Annotated in this window: 15 protein-coding genes; 6 read left to right on the top strand and 9 right to left on the bottom strand. The window is 75.3% G+C overall.

Features of this window, described 5'->3' with window-relative positions; all coding sequences use genetic code 11:
* Positions 1–65: 65 nt before the first annotated feature.
* From ACZ6ZR_RS05490 to ACZ6ZR_RS05460, 7 genes are read right to left on the bottom strand one after another with little or no spacing between them, the layout of a single operon-like run.
* The gene (locus tag ACZ6ZR_RS05490) at positions 66–1,328 is read right to left on the bottom strand and encodes a beta-ketoacyl-[acyl-carrier-protein] synthase family protein (RefSeq protein WP_465639595.1); all 1,263 of its coding nucleotides are present in this window, start codon (positions 1,326–1,328) and stop codon (positions 66–68) included.
* Positions 1,325–1,600 carry an acyl carrier protein gene (locus ACZ6ZR_RS05485; RefSeq protein ID WP_465639593.1) on the bottom strand — a complete coding sequence of 92 codons (276 nt, stop codon included), beginning with the start codon at positions 1,598–1,600 and terminating at the stop codon, positions 1,325–1,327. The genes ACZ6ZR_RS05490 and ACZ6ZR_RS05485 overlap by 4 nt, the downstream gene beginning before the upstream one ends.
* Entirely contained in the window at positions 1,597–2,778 is a 1,182-nt protein-coding gene (locus ACZ6ZR_RS05480) for a beta-ketoacyl-ACP synthase 3 (RefSeq protein ID WP_465639591.1), read from the bottom strand. Before ACZ6ZR_RS05480 ends, ACZ6ZR_RS05485 begins: the two co-directional genes overlap by 4 nt.
* Entirely contained in the window at positions 2,775–3,617 is an 843-nt protein-coding gene (locus ACZ6ZR_RS05475; protein WP_465639589.1) for an SDR family NAD(P)-dependent oxidoreductase, read from the bottom strand. The genes ACZ6ZR_RS05480 and ACZ6ZR_RS05475 overlap by 4 nt, the downstream gene beginning before the upstream one ends.
* Before the next feature lie 27 nt (positions 3,618–3,644).
* On the bottom strand, positions 3,645–4,718 hold the full coding sequence (locus ACZ6ZR_RS05470; RefSeq protein WP_465639587.1) for a 3-oxoacyl-ACP synthase III family protein: 1,074 nt from the start codon (positions 4,716–4,718) through the stop codon (positions 3,645–3,647).
* Complete coding sequence (locus ACZ6ZR_RS05465; protein WP_465639585.1) at positions 4,715–6,580, bottom strand: acyl-CoA dehydrogenase family protein; 1,866 nt, start codon at positions 6,578–6,580, stop codon at positions 4,715–4,717. The genes ACZ6ZR_RS05470 and ACZ6ZR_RS05465 overlap by 4 nt, the downstream gene beginning before the upstream one ends.
* Entirely contained in the window at positions 6,577–7,731 is a 1,155-nt protein-coding gene (locus tag ACZ6ZR_RS05460) for an acyltransferase domain-containing protein (RefSeq protein ID WP_465639584.1), read from the bottom strand. The genes ACZ6ZR_RS05465 and ACZ6ZR_RS05460 overlap by 4 nt, the downstream gene beginning before the upstream one ends.
* A 245-nt stretch (positions 7,732–7,976) precedes the next feature.
* On the opposite strand from ACZ6ZR_RS05460, the gene ACZ6ZR_RS05455 reads away from it, so the two are divergent.
* Positions 7,977–9,371: a tetratricopeptide repeat protein gene (locus ACZ6ZR_RS05455; protein ID WP_465639582.1), complete on the top strand. Its 1,395-nt coding sequence runs from the start codon at positions 7,977–7,979 to the stop codon at positions 9,369–9,371.
* Between the two features lie 74 nt (positions 9,372–9,445).
* On the top strand, positions 9,446–10,549 hold the full coding sequence (locus ACZ6ZR_RS05450) for a hypothetical protein (protein ID WP_465639581.1): 1,104 nt from the start codon (positions 9,446–9,448) through the stop codon (positions 10,547–10,549).
* On the opposite strand, the gene ACZ6ZR_RS05445 is transcribed toward ACZ6ZR_RS05450, so the two are convergent.
* Positions 10,546–11,565, bottom strand: coding sequence for an ADP-ribosylglycohydrolase family protein (locus tag ACZ6ZR_RS05445; RefSeq protein WP_465639579.1), 1,020 nt, complete (start codon positions 11,563–11,565; stop codon positions 10,546–10,548). The two genes, ACZ6ZR_RS05450 and ACZ6ZR_RS05445, sit on opposite strands and share 4 nt — an antisense overlap.
* 56 nt (positions 11,566–11,621) lie before the next feature.
* Positions 11,622–12,380: a DeoR/GlpR family DNA-binding transcription regulator gene (locus ACZ6ZR_RS05440; protein WP_465639577.1), complete on the bottom strand. Its 759-nt coding sequence runs from the start codon at positions 12,378–12,380 to the stop codon at positions 11,622–11,624.
* Between the two features lie 48 nt (positions 12,381–12,428).
* Between ACZ6ZR_RS05440 and ACZ6ZR_RS05435 the strand changes: the two genes are divergently transcribed.
* The 4 genes from ACZ6ZR_RS05435 to ACZ6ZR_RS05420 all read left to right on the top strand — a co-directional run bounded on the left by ACZ6ZR_RS05435 (position 12,429) and on the right by ACZ6ZR_RS05420 (position 15,439).
* The gene (locus ACZ6ZR_RS05435) at positions 12,429–13,136 is read left to right on the top strand and encodes an NUDIX domain-containing protein (protein ID WP_465639576.1); all 708 of its coding nucleotides are present in this window, start codon (positions 12,429–12,431) and stop codon (positions 13,134–13,136) included.
* 112 nt (positions 13,137–13,248) lie between these two features.
* Positions 13,249–13,710 carry a hypothetical protein gene (locus ACZ6ZR_RS05430; protein WP_465639575.1) on the top strand — a complete coding sequence of 154 codons (462 nt, stop codon included), beginning with the start codon at positions 13,249–13,251 and terminating at the stop codon, positions 13,708–13,710.
* Between the two features lie 158 nt (positions 13,711–13,868).
* Positions 13,869–14,741, top strand: coding sequence for an aldo/keto reductase (locus tag ACZ6ZR_RS05425; protein WP_465639574.1), 873 nt, complete (start codon positions 13,869–13,871; stop codon positions 14,739–14,741).
* A complete protein-coding gene (locus ACZ6ZR_RS05420; protein WP_465639649.1) occupies positions 14,738–15,439 on the top strand; it encodes an NADPH-dependent F420 reductase in 702 nt (233 codons plus the stop codon). Before ACZ6ZR_RS05425 ends, ACZ6ZR_RS05420 begins: the two co-directional genes overlap by 4 nt.
* The last annotated feature ends 4 nt before the right edge of the window (positions 15,440–15,443 follow it).

The raw sequence follows: 15,443 nt of genomic DNA, 5'->3' as shown, positions 1-15,443 counted from the left end.
TGTCCCCACTCACCGTCCTGCGGAAGCCCTCCGGGACGCAGTCGCACCGTTCGCGCAGCGGATCGTCAGGACACGGCGGCCGGGGCGAAGGCCAGAGCGGTGTTGTGGCCGCCGAAGCCGGCCGAGGTGGAGAGGGCGAGCCGGACGGGCTGGGCGCGCGGGGCCGTGTGGACCAGGTCGATCAGCGCGGTCTCGGGGTCGGGGGTGCTGAACCCGGCGGTGGGGGGCACCAGTTGGCATTCGGTGGTGAGGACGGTGAGGACCGCCTCGATCGCTCCGGCGGCGCCCATGGTGTGGCCGATGGTGCCCTTGGCGGAGGTGACGGAGGGCGGGCGGCGGGCGAACAGTCCGGCGATCATCCGGGCCTCGGTGGCGTCGTTGAGCGGGGTGCCGGTGCCGTGGGCGTTCAGGTGGTCGACGTCCTCCGGGGCGGCGTCGGCCTCGGCCAGGGCCAGCCGGACGGCGGCCGTCAGGCCGCGTGCCTCGGGGTGCGGGGCGGTGGCGTGGTGGGCGTCGGCGGCGCTGCCGGTGCCGACCAGCAGGGCCTTCGGCCGTGCGCCCCGGGCGGCGGCGTCGGCCTGACGCTCCAGCACCAGGAAGCCGGCGCCCTCGCCGATCACGAAGCCGTCCCGCTGCGCGTCGAACGGCCTTGCGGCTCTGCTGGGTTCGGGGTTGCGGGAGAGCGCCCGCATCCGGGCGAAGCCGGTCACGCAGACCGGTGTGACCATGGCGTCGGCCCCGCCCGCGAGCGCGATGTCGCAGGCGTCGGCGCGCAGCAGCAGGGCGGCCGTCTGGATGGCGGTGGCGCCCGAGGCGCAGGCGGTGGCGGTGTGCAGGACGGGGCCGGTGACGGCGAGGTCGATGGCCAGTTCACCGGCGGCCATGTTGGGGAGGAAGGCGGGGAGGGTGAGCGGGGAGACCGCGCCGGGGCCCTGGGTACGGAGGCGGTCGGCGGCCTGTTCGTAGCTGCCGATGCCCCCGGCCGCGGAGCCGAGCACGATGGCCACCCGGGCCCCGTCCCAGTCGGCCGGGTCCAGCCCGGCGTCGGCGACGGCCTGGCGGGCGGCGGCCAGCGCGAAGTGGGTGGCCCGGTCCAGCCGCCAGGGCTGCCGACGGCCCGTCAGGGACAGGTAGTCGCCGGCCACCCGGCAGGAGAGGCCCACGGGCAGCCCCGCCAGCAGCGGGTCGGGGGCGGCGGCGGGGCGGCCGTCGAGGACGCCCCGCCAGGTCTGCTCGGTCCCGACCCCGGCCGGGGTGACCAGGCCGAGGCCGGTGACCGCCAGCGGCGCGCGGGGGGCGGGACGCGAGCGCGTCCGGACCGTGCTCACGCCGAGGGCCCGGCCAGGCGGGTGGACTGGGCGAGCAGGGCGCTGACCCGGCCGACCAGGTCGGCCACGGTGACGTCGGCGGCGGAGTCGGCGTCGTCGTCCAGGGCGACGCCCCAGTGCTCCTGGAGGCTGACGACCAGTTCGACCCTGGCCAGCGAGTCCAGCTCCAGGTCCTCGAGGGCGGCGGTGTCGGTGACCTCGGTGGCGGGCGCGTCGAACTTCTCGGTGAGCAGGGTGACCAGGTGGGCGCGGACGGGGTTGGTGGTGCTCATGGCGTGCTGACCTCCAGAGGAGAGTGGTGCGGTGCGGCGGGGTCCTGCGGGGTCGCCGCGCGGACCGGGGCGTCCGGCCAGCGCAGGGTGACGGAGGCCCAGGTCAGGCCGCCGCCGAAGGCGGTGAGCAGGGTCGGGGCCCCGGGGGCGCAGCGCCCCCGGGCGAGGGTGTCGGCGAGGGCCAGCGGGATGGAGGCCCCGGCCGTGTTGCCGACCTCGGCGATGTTGCCGAAGCGGTGCGGCGGGGCGATGCCGATCCGGTCGGCGACGGCGTCCAGGATGCGCTGGTTGGCCTGGTGGCCGATGAACGCCCGGATCTCGGACGGCCGCCAGCCGGTGGCGGCCAGCACCGCCCCGGACGAGGAGGCCATCCGCCGGACGGCGTGGGCGTAGACCTGACGGCCGCTCATCCGGAAGTACCGCTGCTCGCGCGGTAGTTCGTCGGCGGCGGGCAGCCGGGTGCCGCCCGCACCGACCGCGATCAGGTCGCTGCCGCCGCCGTCGCTGCCCCAGTCGGCCTCCAGGACGGCGCCGGGCTCCTCGGCGCTCCCGGCGCGGAGCAGGACGGCGGCCGCGCCGTCGCCGAACAGGGGTGCGGTGTCGCGGTCGAAGGGGTCGATGATCGCCGAGTACTTCTCGGCCGCCACCACCAGCGGCGTGCGGCAACAGCCGCTCCGGACGAGGGAGTTGGCGGTGATGAGGGCGTAGAGGAAGCCGGAGCAGACGGCGGCCAGGTCGAAGGCGGGGACGGTGCCGAGGCCGAGCCGGTGGGCGACCTCGGGGGCGGTGGCGGGGCAGGGGCGGTCGGGGGTGGTGGTGGCGAGCAGCAGCAGGTCGGGGCGCGGGGCCGGGCCGTCGCCGTCGCCGGCCTCCAGGGCGGCCCGGGCGGCGGCGGCGGCGAGGTCCCCGGTGCTGGTGCCGGGCCCGGCCAGGCGGCGGCGGTGGATGCCGGTCCGGCTGGTGATCCACTCGTCGGTGCTGTCCAGCCCGCCCCTGGCGATGACCTGACCGTTGGTCACCACCCGGGGCGGCAGGGCCGTGCCGACTGCGGCCACCACGGCAACGGGGCCGCAGCGGGGCGGGGCGACGGTCGGACGTTGCGGGGCGCCGGCCAGGCGGGGAGTGGCGCCGGTCCGGCGGGGCGTCGCGCCGGGCCGGCGGGGCGTCGCGCCGGTCATACGGCGGCGGCGAACGGGGAGGGCGGCTTGGGGAACCCGGCCAGGCCGCCGTCAGGGACCGAGAGGCCGCCGTCCAGCACCACCGCCTGGCCGCTCAGGAAGGAGGCGGCGGGCGAGGCGAGGAAGAGCGCGGCCCCGGCCACCTCCTCCGGGTCGGCCCACCGCCCGGCCGGCACGTGCGCCAACAGCCAGGCGGAGAGCGCCGGATCGGCCTGCACGGCGGCGGTCATGTCGGTGCGCACCCAGCCGGGGCAGAGCGCGTTGACCCGGATCCCGCTGCGGGCCCAGCCGACCGCGAGGCTGCGGGCCAGCGACACCTGGGCGGCCTTGGTCGCCGCGTAGGCCTCCATCAGCGGGGTGCCGACCACCCCGGCCACCGAGGACATCAGCACCAGGCTGGCCCCGTCCGAGGCGGCCAGGTAGGGGTGGGCGTGGCGGCAGATCGCGGCGGTGGCGTTGAGGTTGACCGCGACCACCTGGTCCCAGGCGGCCTGCGGCAGGTACTGGAGCGGGGCCATCATGGGGCTGCCGTCCGGCTGGACGGGCAGGGTTCCGGCGTTGTGGACCAGGACGTCCAGGCCGCCCAGCTCCTCGGCGGCCCGGTCGACCAGGGCGGCCTGCGCGGTGTCGGCGAGGTCGCCGGGCACCAGCACGGGCGGGTGGCCGTAGGAGGCGACCAGGTCGGCGGTCTCCTTGAGGGCGGCCTCGGTACGGGCCGAGAGCGCGAGCCGCGCACCGGCCTGGGCGAAGGCCACGGCGACGGCGCGGCCGATGCCCCGGGAGGCGCCGGTCACCAGGGTGCGGCGGCCGTCGAGGCGGAAGCGGTCGAGGATGGTCATGGGGGTACCTCCGGTGGTGACGGCCGGTCAGACCTGAACGGCGGTGTGGAGAGCGGAAGTTCGGGGATCGGCGGTACGCCGCGAGGCAGGGGTGTGGTGGCTGGGCGCACCCGTCCAGGTGAGGTGCGCGGTGCCCCAGGTGAGACCGGCGCCGAAGACGCAGATCAGCACCCGGGCCCCGTCCCGCAACAGGCCGAGGGCGGCCGCGTCGGCGAGGGCGTAGGGGGCGGAGGCGGCGCCGATGTTGCCGGTGAGGTCGCCGGTGATGTGAAGGCGGTCGGCGGGGATGCCGATCCGGTCGGCGACACCGCGCAGCAGCAGCGGGTTGGGCTGGTGGGTGATGACGGCGTCGACGTCCTTGAGGTCCAACTCGTAGTCGGCCAAGGCCTGTTCGACGATCTGCGGGAAGATCTCGGTGATGAAGCCGCCGACCGCCCGGCCGTCCATGTGGATGTGGTGACGGCCATCCGCCAGGCTCTGCGCACTGGCCGGGATGCGGCTGCCGCCGCCGGGGATCAGCACGTGGTGGGCGCCCCGGCCGTCCGAGCCGAGCCGGAAGCCCTGGAAGCCGCCGTGCGGGACGTGGCCGAGGATGCCGGCGGCGGCGCCGTCGGCGAACAGCACGGCGGTACCCCGGTGGGTGGGGTCGACGAACTTGGAGTACGCCTCGACGCCGACCACCGCCGCGTACCGGGCGCCGGGGGTGGTGGCGAGCCAGGCGTGCGCGACCTTCGCGGCGAACAGCCAGCCGGAGCAGGCCGCGCTGACGTCCAGCGCCACCGCGTTGACCGCGCCGGTCAGCGCCTGGACCCGGCAGGCGGTGGCCGGTCCCAGCTCGTCGGGGGTGGAGGTGGCCAGCACCAGCAGGTCCAACTGCCCGGGTTCGAGCCCGGCCGCCCGGCAGGCGGCGAGGACGGCGGCGGCCGCCAGGTCGGAGGCGGCCTGGTCGGGGCCGGCGGTGCGGCGCTCGAGCACGCCGGTGCGTTCGGCGATCCAGTCGGCCGGGACTCCGGCCTCGCGGGCGACGTCGTGGTTGGTGCGGACGGCGGACGGCAGGTGGGTGCCCATGCCGAGGATGCCGATCTGCGGGGCGTGGTTCACGGGGTCCGTCCGATCCGGGCGGTGAGGCGGCTGATGGGGGCGGGGGCGTGACGGTCGATCACCGCGGCGGCGTACTCCGGGGCGTCGAGGGCGGCGCCGCCCGGCGCCGGGTCCAGCGCCGCGACGACCTCCGGCAACCGCGGCAGCAGCCGGTCGCAGACGGTGTCCAGGGCGGCCGGGAGGGCGCGGACGGTGGCGGGGTCGAGGACGCCGAACGCCAGCAGCGGGCCGGCCAGTCGGCTCGCCCGGCGCAGGCCGTCGAGGGCGGCCAGCTCGGCGGCACCGGGGAGCATCCCGCCGGGGCCTGGAGCAGTGCCTGCTGACGCGGCGTCGGCCGCGAGGCGGGTGGCGTGGACCTCACCCAGCAGCAGCACGTCGGCCAGCAACGGGTTCCAGAGGTCGAGCCGCTCGTGGCCCGCGCTCAGTCGCGCGGCCCGGGCCCGGGAGAGCTCGGCGGCGAGGCGGTCCTGGAGGGCCGCGACCACGGCGGGCCACCAGCCGGGCTCGGTCGGGGCGGGCAGTCCGTCGGGCAGCGGCCGGGAGTCCGTGGACGCTTCGGCGAGGGCGCGTCCGGCGTCCATCAGGGTCAGGGTATTGTCCCCGCCGGCGTTCTCGAAGGCGCGGGCCAGCCCGAGGTACTCGGAGAGCCGGTTCTCGCCGAAGAAGCCCGAGAGGCCGCAGCGGTGCTGGAGCTCGTCGACGGTCTCGGCGACCGCCCGGGTGGCGTACACCTTCCGCAGGGCCAGCGCCCGGTCCACGGCGGCCCAGGGCGAGAAGGTCATCACGGCCCCCGGCGCACCGGCGCCGCACTCCGGGGCCCGCAACTCGGGAGCCCGCAGCGCCTCCCACTCCGCCAGCGCCGCCCGGGCGGAGCAGCGCAGGGTGTGCGCGGTGGCGAGCGCCCCGAGCACGGCGTGCTGCTGGGTGCGGTACTCCAGCACCGGACGCCCCGGGGCCAGCCGGCCGTGGCTGCGCCGGGCGGAGCTGAACCGCCAGGCCGTCGCGGCGGAGCGGGCCGCCAGGGCGGCCATCGCCGAGGGCAGGGTGGCCCAGAGCGCCTGACCGCAGCTCAGGGTCCGCTGCAGCCGGGCGTCCTGACCGCCCCTCGGGTCGTCCACCGCGCCCCGCTCGTCGATCTTCGCGCCGTCGGCCAGCCAGCGGTCGTGCGGCACCTCGGCGCCGTCGAAGCGGACGAAGCCGTAGGGCAGCGGCAGCGCGTCCACGGTGACCGGGCCGGAGATGCTCACGCCCGGGGCGGGCCGCCCGTCGGCCCCCGTGATGTCCGTCAGGAAGGAGAACACCCCGCCGTCCTGACCGTCCGTCACGATCCGGGCGCAGACCACCGCCTGCTGGGGCAGACCGGTGGCGGCGACGGAGGAGAACTTGGCCGCCGCCGCGTCCGGGGTGTGCAGGGTGAAGAGGCCGCGCCGGGCGTCGTAGCGGGCCTCGGTGCGGATGCGCAGGTGGCTGGAGGCCTCGCCGATCTCGGTGACCATGAACGAGCCCTTGGTCCGCGCCCGGGCCAGTTCGCCGCGGAGGTCGTCCTCGGCACCGCCGAGCAGGGTGAGGGAGCCGACGCAGAGGATGTAGTGGGAGAGGAAGGTCTGGTAGAGCGAGGGGTCCGCGAGGGCGGTCAACTCGCTGAGCGTGGCGAGGAGTTCGGAATCGGCCAGCACCTCCGGCGCGGGCGGGAGGTGGGCCGCCAGCCGGGCCAGCCGGCGGTGTGCGCCGGTGTCGGCGACGGCGGAGGGCGGGCGGCGCAGCAGGGGGCCGTCCAGCAGACGGGCCAGCTGGGCCGCCTGCTCCGGTGGCAGCAGGGGAGCGAGCCGGGCGTGCAGCTCGCCGGGTGCGGTGGTGGTCATGGTTTCCTCCCGGCGGAGGTCGACGGAGGGCGGTGGGAGCGGGCGGCCCGGAAGGTCCGCATCCGGGGTACGTCGAGAGCGCGGTCCGTGCCCGACGTCGTGTCAGGAGTCCCGGAGGGGGCGGGCCCAGCAGGAGCGGGGGCGGCGGAGGGAGCGGGCCAGCGGCCTTCCGCGAGCGGCGCGAGCGCCCGTACCCCCGGCGTGACGGCGCGCACCGCGCCCGCCAGTGCGCCCCCGGTGCCCGTCTCCACCGCGAGCGCGGCGCCGTTGAGGCCCGAGGGCAGCACGGTGGGCAGCGAGAAGGCCTTGACCAGGCAGGCGGCCAGCGCCTTCGGCAGGTCGGTGTGCGCCTGGTGGAGGCGGCCCGCCACCGCCGAGAAGACCGGGCGGCGGGGCGGCTCCAGCCGGAGCTGCCGCGCGTACCGTTCGAACGCGGCGGCCTCCTCGGCGAGACCGGGGTGGTGGCTCATGAACGGCAGCCGCAACCGCTGGACCGGGACGCCCAGTGCCACGGCGCACCGCTCGGCGGCCTCCAGGTCGGGGAGCGGTCCCGAGATCACCGTCTCCCCGGCGTGGTTGACGCAGGCCGGCACCGTCCGCGCCGCCTCCGGCCCGGCCTGGGCGAGCAGCCGCCTGGTCTCGAACGGTCCGGAGCCGAGGAGGGTCATCCCGCCGCCGTGCGAGGTGAGCAACTGCCCCAGGCGGAAGGCGAGTCGGGCGCCGTCGGCGACCGAGCAGCAGCCGGCGGCGGTCAGCGCGGGGATCTCGCCGAAGCTCACGGAGATGAACCGGCCCGCCACCACACCGTCCTCCTCCAGCGCCCGGTGCACCGCCAGGCAGATGCCGAACTGGGCGAGTTGGAGCGTGCCGGGCGGCTCGGCGGCCAGTTCCCGGGCACTCGGCGCGGAGCCCGGAGCGGCGGTCGCCGCCGCCAGCAGCCTGGGGCCGAGCGGCGCGATGGCGAGTTCGGGGGCGGCCTGGTCCGCCTCCTCGAACACCTCGGCCAGGGCGCGCCGCAGCGAGGGCACGGCGGGCAGGGCCCGGAGCACCGGCCCGAGGCCGAAGTCGCCCTGGCCGGGGAAGAGATGGACGGTGCGAACGGTGCGGGCGGTGCCCGCACCCTCGGGCGCCGACCGTGGTGCGCTGGTCATCGCGGAGTACCTTCCCTTCCGGGGCGCACGCTTCGGCGCACCCGGTCACCTCGATGGTGCGACCTGCCGTGCGCCCCGTGCGGCTTCACCGGTCACTGAGGTGTCAAGAGTTCCGCTCCGTCAATTACCGCCCGTTCTGTCCGTCTTGGCCCCCTGTGCTCTAACCTCTTGGTAGGCATCCGGAGTTCTGCGGCAGCCTCGCCGTCGCAGCCGCTCCGACGACCTCGTCTAGGAGGTGCGGGCGGGTGACAGTCCACCGCGTACCGAACGTCCGTCTCAGAGAACTCCTGCTCGAAGCCCGGTGGACCGGCGCGCAGTTGGCCCGCGCGGTCAACCGGATCGGCGCCGAGTCCGGCCTGCGGAGCGTCGCCTACCAGCGCGCCTCCGTGCACCAGTGGCTGACCGGTACCCAACCCCGCGGCCCGGTGGCCCACCTGGTCTGCGCCGCGCTCACCGAGCGGCTCGGCCGCGCCATCGGCCTGGCCGAGGCCGGCTTCGAGCGCGACACCCCGTCCGAGGGCGCACGCACCGGCGCCCGTACCGGCGCTCGCAACGGCAGCCGCACCGGCGCCCCTCCGCCCGCCAACCCCCGCTCCCTGCTCACCCACCTGGCCGCCGCCGCGCTCAGCCCCGACCGGGGCGGCAGCGTGCTCGCCTACCAACCCTCGACCGAGGCACGGCTGAGCGCCCAGGCGCCCGCCCCGTTCTCCGCCGGAGTGGCCCTGGAGCTCCGGCCCGACGGCGAGGGGGCACCCGCCGACCCGCACGTCCTCACCCTCCTGCTCCCGGTCTTCTCCGCCGCCGACCACCTGCGCGGCGGCGGTCACGCCCGCGCCGCGCTGGCCGCCTTCCTCTCCGCGGCCGTCCCCGACATGCTCGCCGCCGCAGCCTCACCGGTGCGGCGCACCGAGGTGCTGGCGGCCGCCTCGCGGCTGAGCTACCTGTGCGCCTTCATGCACTTCGACGACGAACTCAACGGCCTGGCCCTGCACTTCTACCGCTTCGGCCTGGAGCTGGCCCGCCAGTGCGGGGACCCGGCGGCCCAGGCCATGACGCTGCGGGCGATGGCCGCCCAGGCCTACGAGCTCAACCACCCGCAGGAGAGCCTCAGCCTGGCCCGGGCCGCCGCCGAGCTCCGTCTCTCCACCTCCGCCACCCGCCTGCGGGCCTCCGTCCTCGGCCAGCTCGCCCTCGCCGAGGCCGCCACCGGCGACCGGGCCGCCGCGGTGCGGCACGTCCACGAGGCCTTCGACCTGCTCCCCCGCATCGAGGGCCCGGCACCGCCGGTCGGCGACTACCACCGGGCCGCCTGGGACCACCACCACGCCCTGGTCCAGGCCGAGTTGGGCGACCTCAACGGAGCCATCAAGTCCCTGGAGACCTCCGCCGCGCGCCGCCCCCGCACCGAGACCCGCTCCCACGCCCTGGTCCTCGGCAAGCTGGCGGAGCGTCAGCTCACCGCCGGCCGCCTCGACGCCGCCTGCTCCACCTGGCACCAGTTCCTCGACGTCTACCCCCTCCTCACCTCCCGCCGCGCCCACTCCGCCGCGGCCCGCCTGCACCGCCGCCTCCTCCCCCACCGCCGCCGCCACAGCGCCGACCACCTCCTCCAACGCGTCGCCTCGCTCCGCCTCCCCTGACACCCTCCATCGCCGGGATCTCCCGTCCCACCCCCAGGGACGGGACTCCTCGGAGCCGGTGGGATGCTGGCCCGATGACGCGAACCGAGCGGGGCGAACTGGACCGGATGCGGGAGTCCGCCGCGGCGTGGCAGGAGCTGCGGTGCGAGCCGGCCACCGGCGCCGACGGGTACGAGCACGACCGGAACGCGGTACGGCGGGCGCAGGTGCTCTGGGCCCTGCAGTACGACCGGCGACCGGGGGACCTGGAGTTGGTCCGGTGGCTCGCCGGGCAGGAGGCGGAGTGGCGGCGGGAGGCGCCGTTCCAGGGGCTGGGCGAGGAGACCACGCTGGCCGGGCTGCTGCTCGCCGAGTACCGCCAGGTGGAGGACGTCTGGCTGCACTGGGAGATCAAGCGGGCCAACTTCGACACCTGGTGCGGCTACGATCTCCAGGCGCTGTGCGCGGCGGGCGTCGAGCCCACCCTCGCCCACGTCCGGGCCGGCGACCACCCGGAGCGGGACGCCCTCTTGGAGCGGCTGCTCGGCGAGGACGGCACGCCGTGGGTGACCGAGCAGGAGCTGGCCGACTGGTTCCCCTTCATGCGCAGGCGGTTCCCGGCCGATCCGGCCGAGGAGGACCTGCTCACCCTGGTCGACCGCGCCGCCATGACCGGGGACACCGGGCGTGCCCGTGCCCTGCTGGACGCCTGGGCCGCCGAGGAGGAACGGACCGCCGGTACCCTGAGCCAACTCCGCTACCACCTGGCTGAGTTGGGAGACTTCGCCGGGGCCGCCCGGGCCCAGCGGGAGTCCCTGCCGTTCGCCGAGAGCGCCTGGGACCGGGCCTCGGCCTGGCAGACCCTGGCCGGGCTGGAGCGCCGGGCGGGCGACCATCCGGCGGCCTGGGAGGCGCTGACCGAGTGCCGCCGCGCCCTGACGGACGTCGACGAGTGGCAGGAGGTGGGCCTGGGCCGCAGCTACGTCGAGGAGCTCTTCCTCCTCGCGGGGACGGCCGCGACCGACCTCGCCACCACCGTCTTCGCCGACGCGGATCAGCAGGCCGCCGAGGTCCCGCGACTGTCCCTCGTTGTCCTCCAGGCCGCCACCGCTGCCGCCGCCCACATCGGCGACGGGTCACGGGAGGAGCACTACCGCACCCTCGCCGCAGCGGAGCGGCAGCGCATCGACAGCCTCTAGCCGACCCAGGGCTGAGCCCGGGTCAGCAGGGCGTCGGCCATCTCGGTGACCAGCTCGCGCCCCTCCACCACCGCCAGCCAGTCGGCCGGCAGGGCGGCCGCGCCGTACAGGGCCCCGACCAGGTTGCCGCAGACCGCTCCGGTGGAGTCGCTGTCGCCGGAGTGGTTCACGGCGAGCAGCAGGGCGGCGCGGGCGTCGGTGGTGGTGAGCGCGCTGTAGACCGCGATGGCCAGGCACTCCTCGGCGATCCAGCCGAGCCCGACCCGTTCCACCGCCTCCGCCGTGGGCGGGCCTTCGGCGGCGATCCGCACCGCCCTGTCCAGGGCCTCGACGGTCTCCGCCGCGTTCGGGTACCGCTCCAGCACGGCCACGGCCGCCGCGAGCGCCTCGGGCAGCGGCAGACCGGCCACCACCCGGTCGACCAGAGCTGCGAAGGTGCCGGCCGCCAGCTGTCCGGTGGGGTGACCATGCGTCAACTGGGCACACTGGGACGCCAGTTCGAAGGCCGCTTCGGCACCGAGACCGAGCAGGCCGAACGGGGCCGAGCGCATCACCGTGCCGCAGCCCTTGGAGTGCCCGTTCACCGGGCCGGCCAGGCCGGTCGCGACCGGCGGGACGAACTCCGGGTGGTCCTCCAGGCCGCTCATGCAGGCGTTGCCGGGGGCGCGGCGGGCGTAGAGGAAGGCGTGCGCCAGCAGCGGCGAGGCCACGGGCCCGGGACCGGGTCCCTTCCGGTGCTGGGTCAGCAGCCAGTGCCGGTAGGAGCGGTGCAGGTCGGCCGGGGTCCCGCCGGCCAGCAGGCCCTCGACGGTGAACAGCGTCATCTGGGTGTCGTCGGTGATGTCCCCGGCCCGGTCCCCCGGGCGGTCCGCGGCCCGGAGACCGGTCACGCCGTCGGGGCCGTGGTCCTCGCGGATCCGGTCGAGCCGGCGGAACTCCACCGGCCAGCCCAGCGCGTCGCCGAGGGCACCGCCGAGCAGGGAGCCACGGACACGGTCGGATAGGGAAATGGTCATCCGTGGACGCTACGTGGTGGGCCGGCCGGCACGGAAGGGCGTTTCGTGACCGGCCGTCAGCGGGCGGGCAGGACGTCCACGCCGAGGGAGGTGAGCTCGGCGACCACCGGGTGGCGGGGGTCGGCGTCGGTGATCACCGCGGTGACCTTCTCCCACGGGAGGACGCGGTACTGCGAGGCGGTGCCCAGCTTCTCGGAGGAGGCGAGGACGTAGGTGTCGGCCGCCCGCCCGGCGAGGGCGCGCTTCATCGCGGCCTCGTCGGCGTCGGCGGTGGTGAGCCCGGCCCGGGGGTGGACGCCGGTGACGCCGAGCAGGCAGAGCTCGGCGGAGACGTTCTGGGCGGCCTCGACGGCGGCGGCGCCGCAGGTGACGGCGGAGTGCTTGAAGACCCGGCCTCCGAGCAGGAAGATCTCCACGCCCTGATGGTCGATCAGAGCCGTGGCGACGGTCGGGCTGTGGGTGATGACGGTGCAGACGAGGTCCTTCGGGAGTGCCCGGGCCACGGCGAGGGCGGTGGTGCCGCCGTCGAGGATGACCGAGCCGCCCGGCCGCACGAGCGCGGCGGCCACCGCCGCCACCTTCCGCTTGCCGTCGGGGGCGACGGCCTGCCGCGTCCCGTAGTCGGCCACGGCCGGGGAGACGGGCAGCGCGCCGCCGTAGACCCGCTGGCACAGCCCCTCGGCCGCGAGGTCGCGCAGGTCGCGGCGGACGCTGTCCTCCGAGATGCCCAGCTCGGCGGCGACCTCCTTGGCCACCACCTTGCCCGTACGGGCGAGCAGTTCCAGCAGGTGGTCGCGCCGTTCGGCAGCCAGCATTCGCGTTCCTTCCCGTTCTTGCACGATTCTGCATGTATGGTAACCGCCATGACCACCGCGCAGCCACCGGACACCGCCCCTGCACCCTTCCCCGGCACGACCACCCCCGACCACCGCGGTCGCACCGGCCTCGACCTGGCCGGCCGCGACCTCGACCGCAACCCCGGCGTCCGGGTCCGCGAGGTGGATCTCACCTCCCGGGGCTGGCACGTCCTGCGCCGCACCACCTTCGACTACCGCCGCCGGGACGGGCGTTGGGAGACCCAGCAGCGCGAGACCTACGACCGGGGCAACGGCGCCGTCGTGCTGCCCTACGACGCCGAGCGCGGACTCGTCCTGCTCACCCGCCAGTTCCGCTACCCCGCCTACGTCAACGGCCACCCCGACGGGATGCTCGTGGAGGCGGCGGCCGGCCTGCTCGACGCGGACGACCCGGAGACCGCGATCCGGCGCGAGAGCGCGGAGGAGCTCGGCGTCGAACTCGGGCCGCTCACCCACCTGTTCGACTCCTACATGAGTCCGGGCTCCGTCACCGAACGCCTGCACTTCTTCGCCGCCCCCTACACCCCGGCTGACCGCACCGGCCCCGGCGGCGGCCTGGAGGACGACGGCGAGGACATCGAGGTCCTCGAACTCCCCTTCACCGAGGCCCTCGCGATGACCCTCGACGGCCGGATCGCCGACGGCAAGACCGTCATGCTCCTCCAATGGGCGGCCCTGCACGGCCCGTTCCGCGATGCCCCGGCATCGAACTGACCAAGGCCCCGCACACCACGGAATCGGTCGGCGATCGCCTCCGGACGTCACAGAAACCTGAGAGTCTGTCAGTTCCCTTGCCGTAAAGGACTCGACACCGAAGGACGTGCCCATGACCGTCGACCGCCGCCCCCGCCCGGCCCTGCGCGGAGCGTTCACCCTCGCCGTCGCCGCCCTGCTGTCAGCCGGACTCGCAGGCTGCTCCTCCGACGACAACACCTTCAAGAGCTGGGTCGACAAGGGCGGCAAGGAACACACCCTGACGCTGGGCACCGACATCCGCTCGCTGATATCCCTCAGCGGGCAGGGGGGCGGCAGCACTACCGTCCAGCGCTGCAAGGAGGTGCTCGACCACGTCAAGTCGGCGAAGGCGTACCGCAAGCTGCCCAACGAGACCGCCCAGGGCTACTGGTCCAAGGTGCTCGACGAGACGGAGCGCACGGCCACGAACTGCGTCCAGAACAAGGAGACGGGCATGTCCGGCGGCCCGAAGCTCTCGGAGGCCGCCGAGGCGCAGAGCGCGTACAGCTCACTGACCATCAGCATCGACCACCTCTCCAAGACCAAGTCCTGACGGCGGCGGCTCCGCGACCACGACTGAACGGAGCGCCGCAATGCTGCGGCAACACGGGAACATTCCCTGGAAGGTCTCGGTTCGGCATCCACGTGACGGGCAGCACAGTGCCCGTCGGACCGCTGAAGCACCGTGAGACCGACCGAGAGGAGTGCTCCATGAGCACCCAGTCCACCTCCCGCCCCGCCGACGCCTCCGGCGCCTTCGCCCTCGGTGGCGACCTTCCCGTCAACCGGCTCGGCTTCGGCGCGATGCGCCTGACCGGGCCCGGCGTCTGGGGTGACCCGGAGGACCCGGCGGAGGCGGTGCGGGTGCTGCGCCGCGCGGTGGAGCTGGGCGTGACCTTCATCGACACCGCCGACTCCTACGGGCCGTTCATCAGCGAGAACCTGATCCGGCAGGCTCTGCGCCCGTACGCCGACGACCTGGTGATCGCCACCAAGGGCGGGCTGACCCGGACCGGCCCGAACGGGTGGCACCCGGTCGGGCGGCCGGAGTACCTGCGCCAGCAGGTCGAGCTGAGCCTGCGCCACCTCGGCCTGGAGCGGATCGACCTGTACCAGCTGCACCGGATCGACCCGCAGGTGCCGCTCGCCGACCAGCTCGGTGAGCTGGCGCAGCTCCAGCAGGAGGGCAAGATCCGCCACCTGGGTCTGTCCGAGGTCACCGTGGAGGAGCTGGAGGAGGCCCGCAAGCACGCCACCATCGTCTCCGTCCAGAACCGCTACAACCTGGTCGACCGCAGCTCCGAGCAGGTGCTCGACCACGTCACGGCGGAGGGCATCGCCTTCATCCCGTGGTTCCCGATCGCCACCGGTGAACTCGCCCGCCCGGGAAGCAAGTTGGACTCCATCGCGGCCCGCCTCGACGCCACGCCCGCCCAGCTCGCGCTGGCCTGGCTGCTGCGCCGCTCGCCCGTCGTGCTGCCGATCCCCGGCACCTCCCGGGTGGCCCACCTGGAGGAGAACCTCGGCGGCGCCCTGGTCACCCTGGACGACGCGGACTTCGCCGAGCTCAGCGCCCTCGCCTGACCTTCCTCCCCTACCTACGAGAACGGACGCACCCCATGAAGATCGGCATCATCGGCGCTGGGCACATCGGCGGCAACCTGACCCGCCGCCTCAGCGCCCTCGGCCACGAGGTTTCGGTGGCCAACTCCCGTGGCCCGGAGACCCTTTCGGACCTGGCGGCCGAGACCGGCGCCACCCCCGTGGCGGCCGCCGAGGCGGCGGCCGGCGCGGAACTGGTCGTGGTGACCATCCCGCTGAAGAACATCCCCGACCTGCCGGACGACCTGTTCGCCGGCGCGGCCGAGGGCTTCGTGGTCATCGACACCAACAACTACTACCCGCGCAACCGCGACGGCCGGATCGGGGGCATCGAGGACGAGGGCGTGACCGAGAGCCGCTGGGTGGAGCGCCAGCTCGGCCACCCGGTGGTCAAGGCCTTCAACGGCACCTACGCCCAGGACATCCTCGACCGCCCCCTCCCGGCCGGCGACCCGGCCCGGCTCGCCCTCCCGGTGGCCGGCGACGACCCGGCCGCCAAGCAGCTGGTCCGCGAGCTCATCGACGCCCTCGGCTTCGACAGCGTCGACTCCGGCACCATCGACGACTCCTGGCGCCAGCAGCCCGACACCCCCGTCTACGGCCTCCGCGCCGGCGTCGAGGCCGTCACCAAGGCGCTCGCCGAGGCCTCCCCGGACCGCACGGCGAACTTCCGCGGCTGACCGG

It is taken from the genome of Kitasatospora sp. NPDC088742, assembly GCF_055584905.1.
The sequence above is the reverse complement of the archived record's forward strand: the minus strand, read 5'-3'. Positions and strand labels throughout refer to the sequence as shown.